We start from the raw sequence: 17651 nt of genomic DNA, 5'->3' as shown, positions 1-17651 counted from the left end.
CCCTTGCACACACGGTGAACACGCGCCTATGCACCGCGCTTACATCCGTTTGCCTACGGTGGGGGCGGGCCAACACATCGCCCGTTTTTCCATCCAAGGAGTTCAACCATGTCCACCCTGCAGATCCCCAAAGGTACCCTCGTCATCGTCGCTGATGGCGGCTCGGCCCGCGTGTTCACCAATGTGGGCGATGGCCGCACCCTGCAGCTGAAGCAGGAGGAGGAACTGGAGGTCAAGGACATCAGCGCCGAAGGCGTCTCCGGCCAGGGGCCATCCGGCTCGGTGCCCAAGGACATGAGCATTTCCCAGCTCAATGAAGCCACCTTCGCCAAACAGCTGGCGCAGCAGTTGAACGATCACGCGCTCAAGCACCGCTATGAGCATCTGATCCTGATCGCCGACCCGACCACGCTGGGCCACATCCGGCCGCAGCTGCACAAGGAAGTACAGAGCCGGATGCTGAAGGAGATCGCCAAGGACTACACCAATTCCACGCTGGACGACATCCAGCGCGCCCTGGCGGCCTGAGTCATGGCCTACGCACGCAGGTTCACCGATCTGCTGGAGCCTGCCCGCGCCGAGGTGGAGGCTGGCACAGGCTGGCAGCTGCTGGAATTCGGCACGGACTGGTGCGGGCATTGCGCGGCGGCGCAGCCGGTGGTCAGGGACTTTGTTGAAAAACACGGCCTCGACCACCGCAAGGTCGAAGACGGCAAGGGGCGCCCTCTGGGGCGCGCCTTCACGGTCAAGCTCTGGCCCACGCTGGTCCTGCTGCGCGACGGGCAGGAGGTCGAGCGGGTGGTCCGCCCGACCGCCCAGGCAGATATGGATGCCCTCGAACGCGTCCTCGGGTAGATGAATATCCCTTTATTCCCAATTTACCCAAAAGGGGTATAGTGGCCACATCCTTCCGCTGGATGTCCGTCATGAGCCTGCCCCTGGATGTTCCCGGCCTTGAAAAGGCCACTGCCTCATCGGTGAAGACCCGGGGCTGGCCGAGCCTGATGCGCACCGTGCGCGAAAAGCAGGCCCTGGTGATCACCAACCACAACCACCCCGAAGCGGTGATCGTGGACATCAAGGCCTACCAGGAGCTGCTGGCCCGCGCGGCCGGCAACCCGGATGACGCGCGCCAGGGGGAGCTGGATCGCCTGCGTGCGGAGTTCGATACCACCCTGGCCAGCCTCAATACCGACGGTGGGCTGGGCAAGGTGATGGGCCAGCCGATCCGTCGCGGGCGCAGGACCGCCCTTGGCCCGTCGCTCTGATCGGTGGCGCGGATCCTGGTACTGGCCGGCGTCAATGGCGCCGGTAAAAGCTCGCTGCTGGGCACATGGCTGCGCGACGCCGGGCTGACCTGGTTCAATCCGGACAGCTTCACCCGGCGGCTGGTGGAGCAGGGCTGGCCGCTGGACGAGGCGAACGCGGCCGCGTGGAGCGAAGGCGCGCGCCGGCTGCGCCAGGCGATGGCCGATGGCACCGATTTCGCGTTTGAAACCACGCTGGGCGGCAACACCATTCCGCGCCTGCTGCGCGATGCCTGCCAGACCCACGACGTGGCGATCTGGTTCTGCGGCCTGCACAGCGTGGCGCTGCACATCGAACGCGTGGCCGATCGGGTCAGCCAGGGCGGACACGATATTCCGCACGACAAGATCCGCGCACGTTTCGATTCCGCGCGCGAGAACCTGATCGAACTGCTGCCGCATCTTGCCGAGCTGCATGTGTACGACAACAGCGCGCCCGCCGATGCAAAGGGCAGGGCGGCACCGTTGCCGCTGCTGCAGCTGGATCGCGAGGGATTGCATTTTCCGGTCACGGTGATCGATCTGCTGCAGACGCCCGATTGGGCCAAGCCCATCGTGATGCGCGCGATGGAACGGCAAAGCGGGGCCTGATGCAGAGCGGTAGGGTCGCATCCCAATCGACCGCCGTGGAATTGCCAACATTCGATTACGGCATGACCGTCGGCGACATCACGCTTCTGCCTCGGCACAGTCCATGCGTTACCGAACGCGGAAGCGCTGAGGGCAGTCGTTCGGGAACCGACTCTACCAATGGACGTCAACGATTGCCCCAACTTTACCAATGGCTGAAAAACGCCTTGAAACAAGCGTTTGGACAGCATGTGAAGAATCGATAAAGGCCACATGCACACACTGTGGTAACATGTGCACTTGATCATTGCCTCGGGCCATTGCCCGTCTCTCGGTCATCCTTCCTGCAGCGCCGTGGTGTACCACGCGGCCGTCCGGGAACGCCTGTTGTTACCCCTCTTCGCGCCTCGTGCCGCGTTCTTCCAGAGGCGGTGTTTACCTGTGCCTTGCGCGGGACCTCGGGTGCGTTGATGACCCTGCTTCCAGGAGAAAGCAGATGCAGGAACTGCATGCCGCACATGCCCATTTCGGGTGGTTCAAGCGCCGCCGCCAGATGAAGGTCGACGAAGTCACCGTGGTCGATCGCCCCATGCTCAAGAAAGCCGTGGGTGCCGCCGCGCTCGGCAATGCGATGGAATGGTTCGATTTCGGTGTGTATGGCTATCTTGCGGTCACGCTCGGCCAGGTGTTCTTCCCCGCCAGCAGCCCGACCGCGCAGCTGATCGCCACTTTCGCCACCTTCACCGTGGCGTTCCTGGTCCGCCCGCTGGGTGGGCTGGTGTTCGGCCCGCTGGGTGACAGATACGGCCGCCAGAAAGTGCTGGCCTTCACCATGATCCTGATGGCGCTGGGCACCTTCAGCATCGGCCTGATTCCGTCCTACGACAGCATCGGCATGTGGGCCCCGGCCCTGCTGCTGCTTGCGCGCCTGGTGCAGGGGTTCTCCACCGGCGGCGAATACGGCGGCGCGGCCACGTTCATCGCCGAATATTCCACCGACCGCAACCGCGGCCTGATGGGCAGCTGGCTCGAGTTCGGCACGCTGGGTGGTTACATCGCCGGTGCGGCCACGGTGACCGTGCTGCACATGGCCTTGAGCAGCACGCAGATGCTGGACTGGGGCTGGCGCCTGCCGTTCCTGATCGCCGGCCCGCTGGGCCTGCTCGGCCTGTACATGCGCATGAAGCTGGAAGAGACCCCGGCGTTCCGCGCCTATGCCGAAGAGGCCGACAAACGCGACCTCGAACGCCCGGGGCTGGGCGCGCTGCTGCGCGTACATTGGCCGCAGCTGCTCAAGTGCGTGGGCCTGGTGCTGGTATTCAACGTCACCGACTACATGCTGCTCACCTACATGCCCAGCTACCTGAGCGTGACCATGGGCTATGCAGAGAGCAAGGGCCTGCTGCTGATCATCATCGTGATGCTGGTGATGATGCCGCTCAACGTGGTGGGCGGGTTGTTCAGTGACCGCCTGGGCCGCCGGCCGATGATCATCGGCGCATGCATCGCACTGTTCGCGCTGGCCATTCCGTGCCTGCTGCTGGTGGGCAGCGGCCACGACGGGCTGATCTTCCTCGGCCTGATGCTGCTCGGGTTGGCGCTGGTGTGTTTCACCAGTTCCATGCCGTCCACGCTGCCGGCGCTGTTCTACACCCCGGTGCGCTACAGCGCGCTGTCGATCGCGTTCAACGTCTCGGTGTCACTGTTCGGTGGCACCACGCCGCTGATCACCGCCTGGCTGGTGGAGCGCACCGGCGACCCGCTGGTGCCGGCGTACTACCTGATGGGCGCGGCGGTGATCGGCCTGGTCACCATGCTGTTCGTCAACGAAACCGCCAACCTGCCACTGCGCGGCTCGCCGCCGGCGGTAGCCAGCGAAGCCGAAGCCCACGCCCTGCTGCGCAGCGACGAGCCGGTCACCGTAGACGCCACGCAACCCACCCTCCCGGAAGCGACCCGTAGCGACACGCCACGCGTGTCTGGCGCAATCTAAAACCACCGACGCCGCCCGAACCCTGGCCCAGCCAACCCACCCCAAGCGACACCCCCGCGCCGCAACATGCGGCGCGGGGACAACCAATGCTAGGATCGGTTCACCTTGAATCGATCTAAATCCATATGAGCAGAGCGGGGAAGTCGGGGTTGGTGGCACTGGCCATGGGCGCCATGCTGGTGGCAGGCACCGCAGCAGCGGCGCCGCAGAGCGCAGGCGAACGCGCCTACGCCGCCGTGGATCCATTCATTGGTACCGGGGGCGAAGGGCATACCTATCCCGGCGCGACGGTGCCCTTCGGCATGGTCCAGCTCAGCCCGGACACCCGCATCCAGCCGCGCGAAAAAGCCTACGACTGGGCCGCCGGCTACCGCCATGACGACAGCAGCATCGTCGGCTTCTCGCACACCCACTTCTCCGGCAGCGGCCATTCCGACCTGGGCGATGTGCTGGTGATGCCGTTCACCGGCGACCCCGGCCTGGAGCGTGGCGATCCGGAAAAGCCGCGCAGCGGCTACGCCTCGCGCTTCGACCACAAGGATGAAAAAGCCGAGCCCGGCTACTACGCCGTGACGCTGCAGGACTACAAGGTCCGCGCCGAGCTCACCGCCAGTGCCCGCACCGGCGTGCATCGCTACACCTACCCGAAGGGCGAGGAGGCCAAGCTGCTGCTCGACCTGCGCACCAGCCTGTACGACTACCCCGGCAAGATCCTGTGGTCGCGCCTGCGCCTGCGCGAGGACGGCACCGTGACCGGCTTCCGCGAGACCCGTGGCTGGGCGCCGGGCCGCCAGTTGTATTTCGCGATGCGCTTCTCGCGCCCGCTCACCGGGCACGCGCTGCACAACACCGAGACCGACATCGCCTACAAGGGCTTCCCGCCGCCGGGGCAGAACCACCCGGAGCAGCGCCCGCAGATCGAAGGCCGCCAGCTGGTCGGTACGTTCGACTTCGGCAAGCTCGATGCCCCGCTGGTGGTCAGCGTGGCGATCTCCTCGGTGAGCGAAGCGGGCGCCATCGCCAACCTCGACGCCGAAGCGAAAGACCAGAACTTCGACCGCATCCGCGCCGACGCCCGTACGCAGTGGCAGCAGGCGCTGTCGGTGCTGGACATCGAGGCGCCCGCGCATGACAAACGCAGCGCCTACACCGCGCTGTACCACAGCCTGCTCGGCCCGACCCTGTTCATGGACGTGGACGGCCAGTACCGTGGCTCGGACAACGCCGTGCACCGCGCCGAGGGCTATACCAATTACTCGACCTTCTCGCTGTGGGACACCTACCGCGCCCTGCACCCGCTGCTGACCCTGGTGCAGCCGGAGCAGCGCACCAGCGACATGGTCAATTCGCTGCTCGCGCACCAGCACAACAGCGCCTACGGCATGCTGCCGGTGTGGGCGTTCCACGGCCAGGAAACCTGGTGCATGATCGGCTACCACGCGGTGCCGGTGATCGCCGATGCCTACGTCAAGGGCATTCGTGGCTTCGATGCCGACAAGGCGCTGCAGGCGATGGTGGCCACCGCCAACTACGGCCCCTACGATGGCATCGCGCAGTACCGCGAGCTGGGCTGGGTGCCGATCGACGAAGAGGGCGAGGCGGCCAGCAAGACGCTGGAGTATGCCTTCGACGACTGGACCATCGCGCGCATGGCCACGGCCATGGGCAAGACGGATGTGGCGGCCGAGTTCGACAAGCGCGCCGGCAACTGGCGCCATGCCTTCGACGCCGAAACCGGCTTCATGCGCGCACGCAAGCGTGACGGCAGCTTCCGCACCCCGTTCGATCCCAGCGCCAGCGGCTACGGCACCGACTACACCGAAGGCAACGCCTGGCAGTATTCCTGGTACGTGCCGCAGGACGTGGCCGGCCTGGCCGAGGTGCACGGCGGCGCCGACAAGCTGCTGGCGCGGCTGGATGCGGTGTTCGATGCCAAGGTCGATCCGTCCATCTTCGAGCACATGGAAGACATCACCGGCCTGATCGGCTGGTACGCGCACGGCAACGAACCCAGCCACCACGTCGCCTACCTGTATTCGTACGCGGGCCAGCCGTGGCGCGCGCAGGCGCGCTTGAAGCAGATCATGGACACCCAGTACGCCGACCGCCCCGATGGCCTGGCCGGCAATGACGACCTGGGCCAGATGTCGGCCTGGTACGTGTTCACCGCGCTGGGCTTCTACCCGGTGGCACCGGGCAGCGCCGAGTACATCATCGGCCGCCCGTTCCTGCCCACGGCGGTGCTGAACCTGCCCAACGGCAAGACCTTCCGCATCACCACCGACGGCATGGGCAAGGGCCACGAGTACGTGGGTTCGGTGACGCTCAACGGCAAGCCGTTGAACCGAACGTTCCTGCGCCATGCGGAAATCCTGGCCGGCGGCGAACTGCACTTCACCCTGCAGGCAACGCCGAACAAGGCATGGCCGGGGCAGGGCGCGGAACAGCCGTACTCGATGTCGCGCTGACGCCGCTCAGCTGTCCTCGTCCCAGCCATCGCCGTCCCCGTCCACCGGGGGCGGCGATGTCGTTTCCACGTCCGGGTCGACCGGTTCCAGCAGCGTGTAGTCGTCGCGCTTGAGGTCGCGGAAGGCGCGTCCGACCGGATACGCCTCCAGTGCCGGCGAGCGTACCCGCAGCGACGCAGGGGTGTTGGCGGCGCCGGAAAGCCATGCCAGTGCCAGCTCGGCGGACAGGAACACCGGCCCATCCGGCGTCAGTGGCTCCGGAATGGCGCGGTTGGGAGCGGTGAGCACGCTGAAGGAATCCATCGCGTGGCCGTCGCCGTCCTCCCAATGCTCCCAGAGGCCGGCGGCCAACAGGGCCAGGCCATCGCGCCGCTGCACGAACAGCGGCCACGGCGGCCGGCGTTGGCGGTCCAGCTTGTAGTAGCCGGTCATCGGAATCACGCACGGGCGTTCGGCCCAGGCGTTGGAGAAGATACGGCTGCCCGGCGCCCGGTCCAGGCGGGCGGTGACCGTGGTGTAGGGCGTATCCGGCGTCTTCGACCAGCGCGGCACCAAGCCCCAGACCATGTCGGTCACGACCAGCTCGCCATCGGCATTGCGGGCCAGCACCGATGCCGTGGACCCCTTGCCGATGTTGTACCGGTCCGGCGCTGCGGCAACGGCAGTGGCGAGCTCGCTTGGCAGTCCGTCAGGGACCGATTCCGGCTCGGCAATGGCTTGGGCGAAACGACGCATGGGTGCAGGGTAGGGCGCGTGCCGTGAGCGTGTGGTTGAGTGGCGGCGCGGGCGGCGCTAGAGTCGCGGGGTGGTTTTTTCGCGGTATCTGCCCATGCCTCATCGGAAAAAAGACATCCCGCCCGTTGACGCCGCGGGCCAGCGCCTGCCGCTGGGCCCCGAGTCCGCCGTGCTGTGCCGGGCGCGCGACTACGCCGCCGGCACGGTGATTCCGCTGCATCACCATCCGGACCGCCACCAGCTGGTCTACGCCGCCTCCGGCGTGCTGGTGGTGCAGGCCGGGGCAGGGCGTTGGGTGGTGCCCAGCACGCGCGCGATCTGGATGCCGGCCGGGATCGGCCACAAGGTGAGCTGCATCGGCGCGGTGCGCATGCGCAGCCTGTACATCCTGCCGCAGGCCATCGCCGATGCGCCGCCCAGCGCAGCGACCGTGTCGATCACACCCTTGCTGGCCGAACTGATCGGCGCGGCCGCCATCGTGGAGCAGCCCTACGTTCCGGACTCACGCGACGGCCATCTCATGCAGCTTATCCTGGATGAACTGCAGGCGCTGCCGGTGCTGCCACTGCATGTTCCGGAACCGGTCGACCCGCGCCTGCAGCAGATCGCGCAGCACTGGGATGCCGCGCCCGACGACGCCTCCACGCTGCAGGACTGGGCCGTTCGCCTCGGCGTGGACGCCAAGACGATCCAGCGCCTGTGCGCGCGCGAACTGCACATGACGTTCGGTCAATGGCGGCAGCAGATCCGGCTTGTCCGCGCCCTCGAACGCCTCGCCCATGGCGAGAAGATCATCGACGTAGCGCTGTCGCAAGGCTACGCGAGCCCCAGCGCGTTCACCGCCATGTTCAAGAAGCGCTTCGGCCAGCTGCCCAGCCAGTTCTTCGAGTAGTGCCGGCCGCTGGCCGGATCCCCGCCACCCAAGCGAAAGGTCGTGCTGACGGTAGTGCTGAATGTCGGTCGGCAAAGCACTGAAGCTGCCGACCGTTGGGTCGGCAGCGAGAGACATCTGTATCAATCAGGGGCGCGGCGTTGGTTGCCGGGAATGGGCAAACGGCTGGTACAGCTGTGACGCGCGTCGGTCGATGGCCGCCTGTTCCATCTGCTGCAGTCCAGGAAAGCGCCGCTGCAGCTCGTCACTTGCCTTGGAATCACCGAGAATGTAGGCGACTCTCAGATACGCGCCAGACTCTACGATGCCGCCCAATCCCGGTGTCCCATACACTCTCGACATTGCGTAACAACCATAGATGCTGCCTCGCTGAGTCGCATCGAAGATGTACACGAGACCAGCATCGGTATCTCCTTGCGAAGCCAATCGTTGGCCATAGTTGACCATCGCCGCCAGCGAGCCTCTATCAGCCTCGCGCTTCAGCTGATGATCTGACATGGCCTCGAGTCGATTCAGCAGCTCGGAGGATGGATACCCATTCTGTAACAGCCACCGGGCCTCTTCGGGTGTATTTGCGCCGAGAATATCCGCGTCGCAAACAGGACCCGCTTCGCAGATGTATGCCAATGACAAAAGCTCCTGCGATGGAGTTGAGCTGCCAGGAGGAGGGGGCGCTGAGGAATTGTCCGCACTTGGCTCGGAAGCCACCTGGGCAGCCTTCTCCAATTCCGCTTCCTTTGCCGGTGCGTTCTCGTGCCGAACGCAGCCTGCGCTTGTCGTCAGGACTATCATGATTGAGATCGACAACACGTGCCTGTGGTTGCGCATGGAGAACTTCCTGGTCAAATGCTGCATTGCTTTTCCCCCGCTGCTCAACGCCTCAATTCTTCGGGCAATCAGAAATAGCAGGTCGCACGATATACGGCCGGCAGCTCGGGACGGAACGTCAAGCCCCTGAAGAGAGGCTGGATGTGAGTAGACGTACGGCTTGCTTCCATCCAGTGCGCGAACCATGGCCGCGAATTGGCTCGGCTTCTTCGGACGATAGAGCGTGAAGTTGGTCACGCAGCTTCGCCGCCAAGGCAGGCTGAGGTGAGGCAGGCCTCAATCTCAGGAAGAGATGCTCGCGCCCAGGGCGAGCGCGACGGAACTCTACGGGTAACACTTGCTTGCATTGGACAATCCATGTGCCGAGTCTCGCTTTGCTCCTGGCAGGAAAGTTGAATTACTTTCCGGCATCCGCAATTGAGTGCGGAGGCTGAGCAGCGTATTTCGGCGCACGCTGGATATCCAATTGATCTTCACGGCACTTGTGGGCCGGAGTGATATTTCCCGTCGATCGTTCGCTAGCGAGCTGCAGCTGTGAGCTTCCAACAACGCGAAAAGTCTGACGCGAAACGGTAGTGCCGACTGTTAGTCGGCAACTATGTCAGCGCCCGTTGGTCTTCGGCAGAAACGCAGTAACCAACCCCAACAACGGCAGGAACGAAGTGAGGTGATACACCCACACGATGCCATGGATGTCAGCCAGCTTGCCCAACCCGGCCGCGCCGATCCCACCGATACCGAACATCAGCCCGAACATGAGCCCGGACACCATCCCGACACGCCCCGGCACCGCTTCCTGCGCATACACCACCAGCGCGGCAAACGCAGATGACATCACCAGCCCGACGGCAACGGCCAACACCGCGGTGCCCATCAGGTTGGCATAGGGCAGGGCAAGCGCGAACGGCGCCACGCCCAGGAACGAAATCCAGATCACTGCCTTGCGCCCGATCCGGTCACCCACCGGGCCGCCGATGAAGGTGCCCAGCGCGATCGACGCCAGGAACACGAACAGGTACATCTGGCTCTGCTGCACGCTCAGGTGGAAACGTTCGATCAGGTAGAAAGTGAAGTAGTTGGTGATGGAGGCGATGTACACGAACTTGGCGAACATCAGCACCGCGATCACCGCGATGGCCTGCACCACCTTGCCGCGGCTCAGGCCGATGCCATGCGAGCGCGCCAGGCTGTTCATCTTGGCCTGGCCGTGGCGCACGGTCCAACCGGTCAGCCGGAACAGCACGAAGATGGCCACGGCGGCGATCAGCAGGAACCAGCCAATGGCGCGCTGGCCGTGCGGAATCACCACGGCAGCGGCCAGCAGCGGGCCGATGGCCGAGCCGGTATTGCCGCCGACCTGGAAGGTGGACTGCGCGGTGCCGAAACGCCCGCCCGAGGCCATGCGCGCCACCCGCGACGCTTCCGGGTGGAACGTGGCCGAGCCCACGCCCACCACGGCGGCGGCCAACAACAGCATTTCGTAACTGCTGGCCATGGCCATCATGCCGATGCCGACGAACGTGGCGATCATGCCGGAGGGCAGCAGGTAGGGCAGCGGGCGCTTGTCCGTGTACATGCCCACCCACGGCTGCAGCAGCGAGGCGGTGAACTGGTAGACCAGCGCGATGGTGCCGATCTGGCCGAAGGTCAGCGCGAACTGGCTCTTGAACATCGGGTACACGGCCGGCAGCACGGCCTGGATCATGTCGTTGAGCAGGTGCGCGAACGCGGCGGCACCGACGATGCGGATCGCAAAGCCCTGGTGGGCGGGATCGGACGCGGCAGGCAGTACCGGCGAAGCAGGGACGGCGGGTGAAGTGGACGGCGAGGTTTCTGTGCTCATGGGACCATTGGAACTACAGCTGGGGCCATGGCCGGCCACGCTGCCAAGGGTCCGGCGCGTGATCCAGCCTGGACCTGGTGGGGGACAAGCGGAGCACGAGGGTAAGCCGGACGCACGCTGCCGTCTCGCGCGATAGGGACCACTATCGTCGCGTTAGGGACATCACGCATGATGGCGGCATGAGAATCCGCTACGCCGCGTTGTTGCTTGCCATCCTGACGACCCATGCCGAAGCGGGACCGCTGCTGGAGCCCGGCATTTACCGGCTTTCGTCCGAGGCGCCCCAGGTAGAAACGGCGGCACCGCCGGCCGCAGGCGAAATCCAGCAGGACCTGCTTGCCACCGCGATTCCCGACGCGGCGAAGGTGCGCTACGCCTTCGTGTCGCGTGATCCGGGCGCGGCGGTGAACAAGCTGGTGTTCGTCACCGATGCGGCGTACCGCTACGACATCAACAGCGCCAACCGGCTGTGCCCGGCCTATGCCTTTCCCGATTGGAACGAACGTTCCGAGGCGCAGCCCTTCTGCCGCACCAACATTGGCAGCGCCGACAGCGAAGCGGCGCTGGCCTGGACCGAACGCGGCTTCACGCTGCGCTGGGCCGACCAGAAAACGCTGATCCGTACCGAGCAGGTTCCCGCCAGCCGCAAGCCCACCCCGGATGAGATCGGCGCCTGCGCGGTGGGCGGTGTGTGTGCGCCCGACGCTTACGGCAGGTCTGTGCACCACTACCAGGTCACCCACTATCGCGACGGGTTCGCCCTGCAGGCGCCACGACCCTACATCGACGTTTTCGCGGCGACCGTGGACACCCCGGTCTACCGAAGCGCCGGGGATGGCATGGCATCCGGCACGCTTGCCGCGGGGCGCTATGCCGGTGTGCTCAGCAGGGGCGCCGAGTGGATCGCCATTGAAGAAGTGGCGGCAGACGGCGCGGCGACGCCCGGCTGGATCCGTCGAGATGATCTTGCCGCCGGGGATGTGCGTATTCCCCAGCAGGCAACCACCGACCACCTGCGTTTCGTGCTGGTCGTTGCGCCCGCCGACGACGATCAAGCAGTGCTGCAGGCCATCGACATCCTGGACGCCACGACCGGCCTGCGCCGGCAGATCCTGCGCGACATCGATGCCGAGCCGCTGAGCGCCGGCCCGGACGTGGTGCAGCTGGTGGACGCCAACTTCGACGGCTGGCCGGACCTGAGCGTACCCGGCTACGCCGGCGGGGCAGGCCCGAACGCCACGCGGAACCTGTATCTGTTCGACCCGGCGGCCCAGGCCTTCGTGTTCGAGCCAACGCTGTCGAGCCTGCCACAGCTGGCCATCGACCCCGCTACGCGCACCCTCATCTCCGCCTCGCGCGGCGGCTGCTGCTCGCACGCCACCCAAACCTACCGTTACGTGGACGGGCAGCTGCAGCAGGTGGCCAGCTGGGAGGAATCGCTGTCGCCCGATGGCGAACACCTGCAGACGACGGAGGGCACGCTGCGCAACGGAACGATGAAGTACCGCACCCGCACGCGGACGCTGCCCGCCGACTGGCGCTGAGCACATCAACCGCCCGTCACGCAGGCGGTGGCAGGATACCGGTTGCATTCCCCTCAGGAGACAGCCGTGTCCACAACCGCCGTCGTGACCCGCCACTGGGTCATCCATCCGTTCCATGCCGCCGTGCTCGGCGGCGTGCTGCCGCTGTTCCTCGGCGCGCTGCTGGCCGATTACGCGTACTGGAACACCTACGAAATCCAGTGGAGCAACTTCGCCTCCTGGCTGCTGGTCGGGGCGATGGTCATGACCACGCTGGCGCTGGTGTGCGGCCTGGTGGGCCTGGTGCGCGGCAGCCGTAACGGCGTCTACGTCATCGTGCTGGCGGTCACCTGGATCGTGGGCTTCATCAACTCGCTGCACCACGCACGCGATGCCTGGGCGATCATGCCGGCTGCGCTGCTGTGGTCGGTGATCGTCACGGTGCTGGCATTGATCGCCACCTGGCTTGGTTTCTCCAGTGTCCGTGTGCGCGTCGGAGGTGTCCTGTGAACCGCGCCCCGAAGGTATTCGCACTTTCCGTACTCGCCGTGGCCTTGGCCGCTTGCAGTGGCAAGGCCCCGGAGCTGCAGCAGCTCGGCGCCAACCCGGAACTGCCCAAGCCCCATCGCGGCGTGATGCCGGACATGACCATTGCCCAGCCGACCGCGTGGGGCGATACCGTGCCCACCGTGCCGGCCGGTTTCAAGGTCGCGGCGATCGCCACCGACCTGGCCATTCCGCGCCAGACCCTGGTGCTGCCCAACGGCGATATCCTGGTAGCCGAAGGTCGGGGCGGCAGCGCGCCCAACCTCAAGCCGAAGGATGTGATTGCCGGCAAGATCAAGGCCAAGGGCAATACGCAGGTGAAGAGCGGCAACCGCCTGACCCTGCTGCGGGATGCCGATGGTGACGGCGTGTATGAGCTGAAGACGGTGTTTGCCGACAAGCTCAATGCCCCGTACGGGCTGGCCCTGGTGGGCAACGCCCTGTACGTGGCCAACCAGGATGCGCTGGTGCGCTTCGACTACACCGAAGGCCAGACCAAGGCCAGCGGTGCGCCGACCAAGGTGACCGACCTGCCGTCGGCCATCAACCACCATTGGACCAAGTCGCTGGCCGCCAGCGCCGATGGCACCCACCTGTACGTGGGCATCGGTTCCAACAGCAACATCACCGAACGCGGCATGGCGGCGGAAATCGACCGCGCCCAGGTCTGGGAGATCGATGCGCAGACCGGTGCGCACCGCACCTACGCCAGCGGCATCCGCAATCCCACGGCACTGGCCGTACAGCCCGGCACCGGCACGTTGTGGGCGGTGGTCAACGAACGTGACGAAATCGGGCCGAACCTGGTGCCGGATTACCTCACTTCGGTGCGCGACGGCGGCTTCTATGGCTGGCCCTACAGCTACTGGGGCAAGCACGTGGACCGCCGGGTGATGCCGCAGAACCCGGAGAAGGTGGCGTCCGCGCTGACCCCGGACTTCGCGCTGGGCTCGCACGTGGCCGCGCTGGGCGTGGCGTTCGCCAACCCGGCGGTGGGCGGCAACTTCACCGACGGTGTCTTCGTCGGCCAGCACGGCAGCTGGAACCGCAATCCGCCGGTCGGCTACAAGGTGGTGTTCGTGCCGTTCCGTGATGGCAAGCCCGCCGGCGAAGCGATCGATTTCGCCACTGGCTTCCGCGGCGATGACGGCAAGACCCGCGGCCGCCCGGTGGGCGTCAGCGTCGATCCGCGCGGTGCGGTGATCGTGGCCGATGACCTGGCCAACACCATCTGGCGGATCACGCCAACCGCAGCTCCCGCCACGCCAGCCGCACCGCCTTCGGCAACTCCGTCGACGCCGCCGGCAACCCCATCGGCGCCTTCGGCCCCGACGCCGTAGCGCCAGGCCCTGCCTGGTTGCTTTGCGCCTGCGGCCCAACGCCGCAGGCGCAGACGTTCACTCCACCCAACGCACGGCCTTCAAGGCAGCCGCAAGCTTGTCGCGCGCTTCCTCAGTGCTGAACGGCGGTGTACGGGGCGGGTCGTACACCTCCGGCCGGGTACCAGCCACGACCAGATCAATCGCATAGCACCGCCCATGCTGCACGGCGCGGTAGCTGTCGGCCGATACGTAGTGACTCATCGCTGCGTCGCCCACCGGGAAGTGGGTGAAGCTCACGCCGTCAATGTCGACCGTGTCGGCTGGCCCCGTAGCTTCTGCGGGAGGCGTCAGGCAGTCGGCGACGGCACCGGCGTCGTCGCTGCGTCCGACGCGAAGCTCGGCCGCCGTCACCTCGTTGGACCCGTCCAGCACCAAGGCAGCCAGTGGCGAACCGGTGCTGCCCGAGGCATCGAACAGCTTCCAGCCATCCAGCGTCAGGTAGCTGCGGGTGAAATCCCTGCGCAGCTCCATGCCAGGAACTGCAGCCAGCGCGATGCCGGGTGGCGTTTCACTGATGGCATAGGCGGGCGGTGACGACGTTGCACGCGCCTCGTGGGTGACTGCCGCCTTCGCCGCACCCGGATCCCCGCCGGTAGGTTGTGGCGGTCCCTCCGCGTCGGGCGAAGGCGTACAGGCGGTAGACGCCAGCACGGCGGCCAGCAGCAGCGGACGAGAGGAAAGGATGGGCATCGGAAGCGGCACCAGGGAAGGGAAACCCAAGCATGCGCCCGCCCAGGTTGCGCGGAGTGAAGCAGGCAGAAGCCTGGGTGCGATGGCCCCGTGAGCGGACTCTTGACGCGCACGCAGCGCAATGCCGGGAATACTGGCGACTCCCTCCTGCTGGAGTACGCCATGGCCCGTCGCAGGCGCCTCCGTATTGCCACCTTCAACGTCAACGGGATCAAGACGCGGCTTCCGCACCTGTTGGCGTGGCTGGAGAAAGAGAAACCGGACATCGTGGCGCTGCAGGAGCTCAAAGCCAGCCAGGATGCGTTTCCTGAAACCGAGATCCGTGACGCAGGCTACGGCTGCCTGTGGCAGGGGCAGCGTGCCTGGAACGGCGTGGCGTTGCTGGCGCGTGGGCAGGACCCGATCGAAAGCCGGCGCGGGCTCCCGGGCGATCGCACCGACGACCAGAGCCGCTATCTGGAGGCGGCGGCGCACGGCGTGCTGGTGGGAGGTCTTTACCTGCCCAACGGCAATCCGCAGCCCGGGCCGAAGTTCGAGTACAAGCTGAAGTGGATGGAGCGGCTGCACAAGCACGCGCTGGGACTGGTCGGCCTGCCGCATCCGGTCGCGCTGATCGGCGATTTCAACGTGGTGCCGACTGACGCCGACATCTACGATCCCAAGTCGTGGCGGCGGGATGCCCTGTTGCAGCCGGAGGCGCGAGAGGCGTACGCCGATCTGCTGGCACAGGGCTGGACCGACAGTCTCCGCCACGTCTACGGCGAGCAGACGATCTACACGTTCTGGGATTACTTCCGCCAGCACTACGAACGCGACCGTGGGCTTCGCATCGACCACCTGCTGCTGAACCCGGTGCTGGCCGACGGACTGAAGGACGCCGGTGTGGACCGCTGGGTTCGTGGTCTGGAGAAAGCAAGTGACCACGCGCCGACCTGGATCGAAGCGCTCGCGCCGCAATGATTGCAACGGAGGCGTGACGGCACGCGGCCGAGAATGAAGGATTCAGGCGGGCGGCGGCAGACGCGAAGGTCATGATGCGAACGCATCTGCTCATGCCGTTCAAGCATCGACAACCTGCGACAAGCGCTGCATTGCAGGCACATTGCGCCTGCGAAGCGTGTTGGGGTCACGATGTTGTCGCATCAAGTTCACGCGGTGTTTATTCCGCACACAGGTAGATTCCAACCAAGGTTCGCGCGCGACGTTTCCGGCGCCGCAGAAAACCCCCGCCCTTGGCGCAATGCCGATGGCACCCCCACCGCGGTACCACCTTCGAGATTCCCCCCATGTCGCATCTGCGTCAGATCGCTGTTCCCGTGGCTTTGCCCGTTCCTGCTGGCGGCGAAGGCGGCACACGCGTTCGCCGCTCGCCCCGGCTGCGCGCCGTGGAGAGCACCCCGCCGCCGCTCGGTCGTGTCGATCCTGCTCGGCGCGTCCTGTTCGTCACCTCCGAGATGGCGGACTACGTCAAGGCCGGCGGGCTGGGCGACGTTGCCGCGGCCCTGCCGCGTGCGCTGCGCACCCGATCGGATGTGCGGGTGCTGATTCCGGGCTACGACGAAGTCATCGCGGGGGCGCCGGACCTGCGGTTGGTGGGCCGCGTGCCGGCACGGGCCGGAATTCCCGCCTGCGACATCGGGGAGACGTTTGCGGGTGGCGTGCCGGTGCTGGTGCTGGTGTGCCCCGGGCTGTTCCAGCGAGGTGGCAGTCCATACGTAGATGGCAGCGGGCAGGACTGGAGTGACAACGCAGTGCGCTTTGCCGCGCTGTCGCGCGCCGCGGCGGTGATCGCCTGTGGCAATGCCGGCATGGATTGGCAGCCGGAACTGCTGCACCTGAATGATTGGCCGTGCGCACTGGCCGCCGCCTATCTGCGCTGGTACGGCTCGGACGTGCCCGCGCTGCTGACCGTCCACAACCTGGCCTACCAGGGGTTGTTCCCGCTTGAAGACGCCGCCGTGCTGGGCGTTTCGCCCGAGCAGGCCGAGAGCATCACCTTCCATGGCCGGCTGTCGTTCCTGCAGGCGGGCATCGTGCATGCCGACCATGTGAACACGGTCAGCGTGAGCTACGCGCGCCAGATCACCGGCCCCGAACAGGGCTGTGGGCTGGACGCGCTGCTGTCCGGCCACGCGGCGAGCGGTCGCTTGAGCGGCATCGTCAACGGCATCGACAGCAGCTGGGACCCGCGCACCGACCTGCACCTGAGCGAACACTTCGACCTGCACCGCTGGGAAGGCCGGGTCGCCAACAAGCGGCGCGTGCAGCGTGCGCTGGGGCTGCCGCACAGCGACGGGCCGCTGTTCGCGGTGGTCTCGCGCCTGGTCCACCAGAAGGGCCTGGACCTGAGCTGCGCGGTGGCGCACCAGATCGCCGCCGCCGGGGGCCAGTTGGCCATCATCGGCGGCGGTGAACCGCGCATCGAAGCGGAAGTGGCCGCGCTGTCGCGACGGTTCCCCTCCAGCGTGGGCGTGTACCCCGGGTTCGACGAAGGCCTCGCCCGCAAGATGTTCGCCGGGGCCGATTTCCTGCTCATGCCCTCCCGCTTCGAGCCGTGCGGGCTGAGCCAGATGTATGCGCAGCGGTTCGGCTGCCTGCCGATCGCGCACGCCACCGGCGGCTTGATCGACACGGTGGAGGACGGCGTGACCGGCCTGCTGTTCAACTCGGCCGACGCCGACTCGCTGCGCCGCTGCGTGCAGCGTGCGTTCCGCACCTACCGCATCCCCGGGCTGCTGTCGGCCATGCGCCGCGCCGCCATGCTGCGGCCGAGCAGCTGGGACCTGGCCGGGACGGAGTACCTGAGGCTGTATGAGCGTGTGCTGGATGCGCGCGTGCCGGAGCTGCAGGCATGAGCGAGCACGCCTTCGTTGC

At 66.4% G+C, this 17651-nt stretch carries 16 protein-coding genes; 12 read left to right on the top strand and 4 right to left on the bottom strand.

What is annotated here, in order from left to right:
- Window positions 1-108: 108 nt before the first annotated feature.
- From SOM39_RS16910 to SOM39_RS16885, 6 genes are all read left to right on the top strand, one after another.
- The gene (locus SOM39_RS16910) at window positions 109-528 is read left to right on the top strand and encodes a host attachment family protein (protein WP_093535732.1); all 420 of its coding nucleotides are present in this window, start codon (window positions 109-111) and stop codon (window positions 526-528) included.
- A 3-nt stretch (window positions 529-531) separates the two neighbouring features.
- A complete protein-coding gene (locus tag SOM39_RS16905; RefSeq protein ID WP_320459028.1) occupies window positions 532-855 on the top strand; it encodes a thioredoxin family protein in 324 nt (107 codons plus the stop codon).
- 71 nt (window positions 856-926) lie between these two features.
- Window positions 927-1268 carry a type II toxin-antitoxin system prevent-host-death family antitoxin gene (locus tag SOM39_RS16900; protein WP_068852335.1) on the top strand — a complete coding sequence of 114 codons (342 nt, stop codon included), beginning with the start codon at window positions 927-929 and terminating at the stop codon, window positions 1266-1268.
- Window positions 1269-1271: 3 nt separating this feature from the next.
- The gene (locus SOM39_RS16895; protein ID WP_320459027.1) at window positions 1272-1898 is read left to right on the top strand and encodes a hypothetical protein; all 627 of its coding nucleotides are present in this window, start codon (window positions 1272-1274) and stop codon (window positions 1896-1898) included.
- A 475-nt stretch (window positions 1899-2373) separates the two neighbouring features.
- Window positions 2374-3870: a glycine betaine/L-proline transporter ProP gene (gene proP, locus SOM39_RS16890; RefSeq protein WP_184123412.1), complete on the top strand. Its 1497-nt coding sequence runs from the start codon at window positions 2374-2376 to the stop codon at window positions 3868-3870.
- A gap of 125 nt (window positions 3871-3995) precedes the next feature.
- A complete protein-coding gene (locus tag SOM39_RS16885; RefSeq protein ID WP_320459026.1) occupies window positions 3996-6338 on the top strand; it encodes a GH92 family glycosyl hydrolase in 2343 nt (780 codons plus the stop codon).
- A 6-nt stretch (window positions 6339-6344) separates the two neighbouring features.
- Here SOM39_RS16885 and SOM39_RS16880 read toward each other — a convergent pair whose 3' ends face one another.
- Complete coding sequence (locus SOM39_RS16880; protein WP_320459025.1) at window positions 6345-7073, bottom strand: SOS response-associated peptidase; 729 nt, start codon at window positions 7071-7073, stop codon at window positions 6345-6347.
- A gap of 94 nt (window positions 7074-7167) precedes the next feature.
- On the opposite strand from SOM39_RS16880, the gene SOM39_RS16875 reads away from it, so the two are divergent.
- Entirely contained in the window at window positions 7168-7965 is a 798-nt protein-coding gene (locus SOM39_RS16875; RefSeq protein ID WP_320459024.1) for a helix-turn-helix transcriptional regulator, read from the top strand.
- Window positions 7966-8091: 126 nt separating this feature from the next.
- Here the strand turns inward: SOM39_RS16875 and SOM39_RS16870 are convergent, their stop codons facing one another.
- Together SOM39_RS16870 and SOM39_RS16865 are read right to left on the bottom strand one after the other, a co-directional pair.
- Complete coding sequence (locus SOM39_RS16870) at window positions 8092-9030, bottom strand: hypothetical protein (protein ID WP_320459023.1); 939 nt, start codon at window positions 9028-9030, stop codon at window positions 8092-8094.
- Window positions 9031-9394: 364 nt separating this feature from the next.
- Window positions 9395-10636 carry an MFS transporter gene (locus SOM39_RS16865; RefSeq protein ID WP_320459022.1) on the bottom strand — a complete coding sequence of 414 codons (1242 nt, stop codon included), beginning with the start codon at window positions 10634-10636 and terminating at the stop codon, window positions 9395-9397.
- A 179-nt stretch (window positions 10637-10815) separates the two neighbouring features.
- Here SOM39_RS16865 and SOM39_RS16860 point away from each other — a divergent pair, with 179 nt between their 5' ends.
- The 3 genes from SOM39_RS16860 (at window position 10816) to SOM39_RS16850 (ending at window position 14045) form a co-directional block, all read left to right on the top strand.
- Window positions 10816-12180 carry an XAC2610-related protein gene (locus SOM39_RS16860; protein WP_320459021.1) on the top strand — a complete coding sequence of 455 codons (1365 nt, stop codon included), beginning with the start codon at window positions 10816-10818 and terminating at the stop codon, window positions 12178-12180.
- 66 nt (window positions 12181-12246) lie between these two features.
- Window positions 12247-12669 (top strand): DUF2231 domain-containing protein, encoded by a 423-nt coding sequence (locus SOM39_RS16855; RefSeq protein WP_320459020.1) that lies wholly within the window; start codon window positions 12247-12249, stop codon window positions 12667-12669.
- Window positions 12666-14045: a sorbosone dehydrogenase family protein gene (locus tag SOM39_RS16850; protein WP_320459019.1), complete on the top strand. Its 1380-nt coding sequence runs from the start codon at window positions 12666-12668 to the stop codon at window positions 14043-14045. The genes SOM39_RS16855 and SOM39_RS16850 overlap by 4 nt, the downstream gene beginning before the upstream one ends.
- 57 nt (window positions 14046-14102) lie before the next feature.
- On the opposite strand, the gene SOM39_RS16845 is transcribed toward SOM39_RS16850, so the two are convergent.
- Window positions 14103-14777 carry a hypothetical protein gene (locus SOM39_RS16845; protein WP_320459018.1) on the bottom strand — a complete coding sequence of 225 codons (675 nt, stop codon included), beginning with the start codon at window positions 14775-14777 and terminating at the stop codon, window positions 14103-14105.
- Window positions 14778-14939: 162 nt separating this feature from the next.
- Between SOM39_RS16845 and xth the strand changes: the two genes are divergently transcribed.
- Both xth and glgA read left to right on the top strand, forming a co-directional pair.
- Entirely contained in the window at window positions 14940-15737 is a 798-nt protein-coding gene (gene xth / locus SOM39_RS16840; RefSeq protein WP_320459093.1) for an exodeoxyribonuclease III, read from the top strand.
- 326 nt (window positions 15738-16063) lie between these two features.
- Entirely contained in the window at window positions 16064-17632 is a 1569-nt protein-coding gene (gene glgA, locus SOM39_RS16835) for a glycogen synthase GlgA (protein WP_320459017.1), read from the top strand.
- The last annotated feature ends 19 nt before the right edge of the window (window positions 17633-17651 follow it).

It is taken from the genome of Stenotrophomonas sp. CFBP8994, assembly GCF_034044835.1.
In the GTDB taxonomy this organism is placed as follows: Bacteria; Pseudomonadota; Gammaproteobacteria; order Xanthomonadales; family Xanthomonadaceae; genus Stenotrophomonas; species Stenotrophomonas rhizophila_A.
This window is presented reverse-complemented; position numbering and strand designations above follow the sequence as displayed.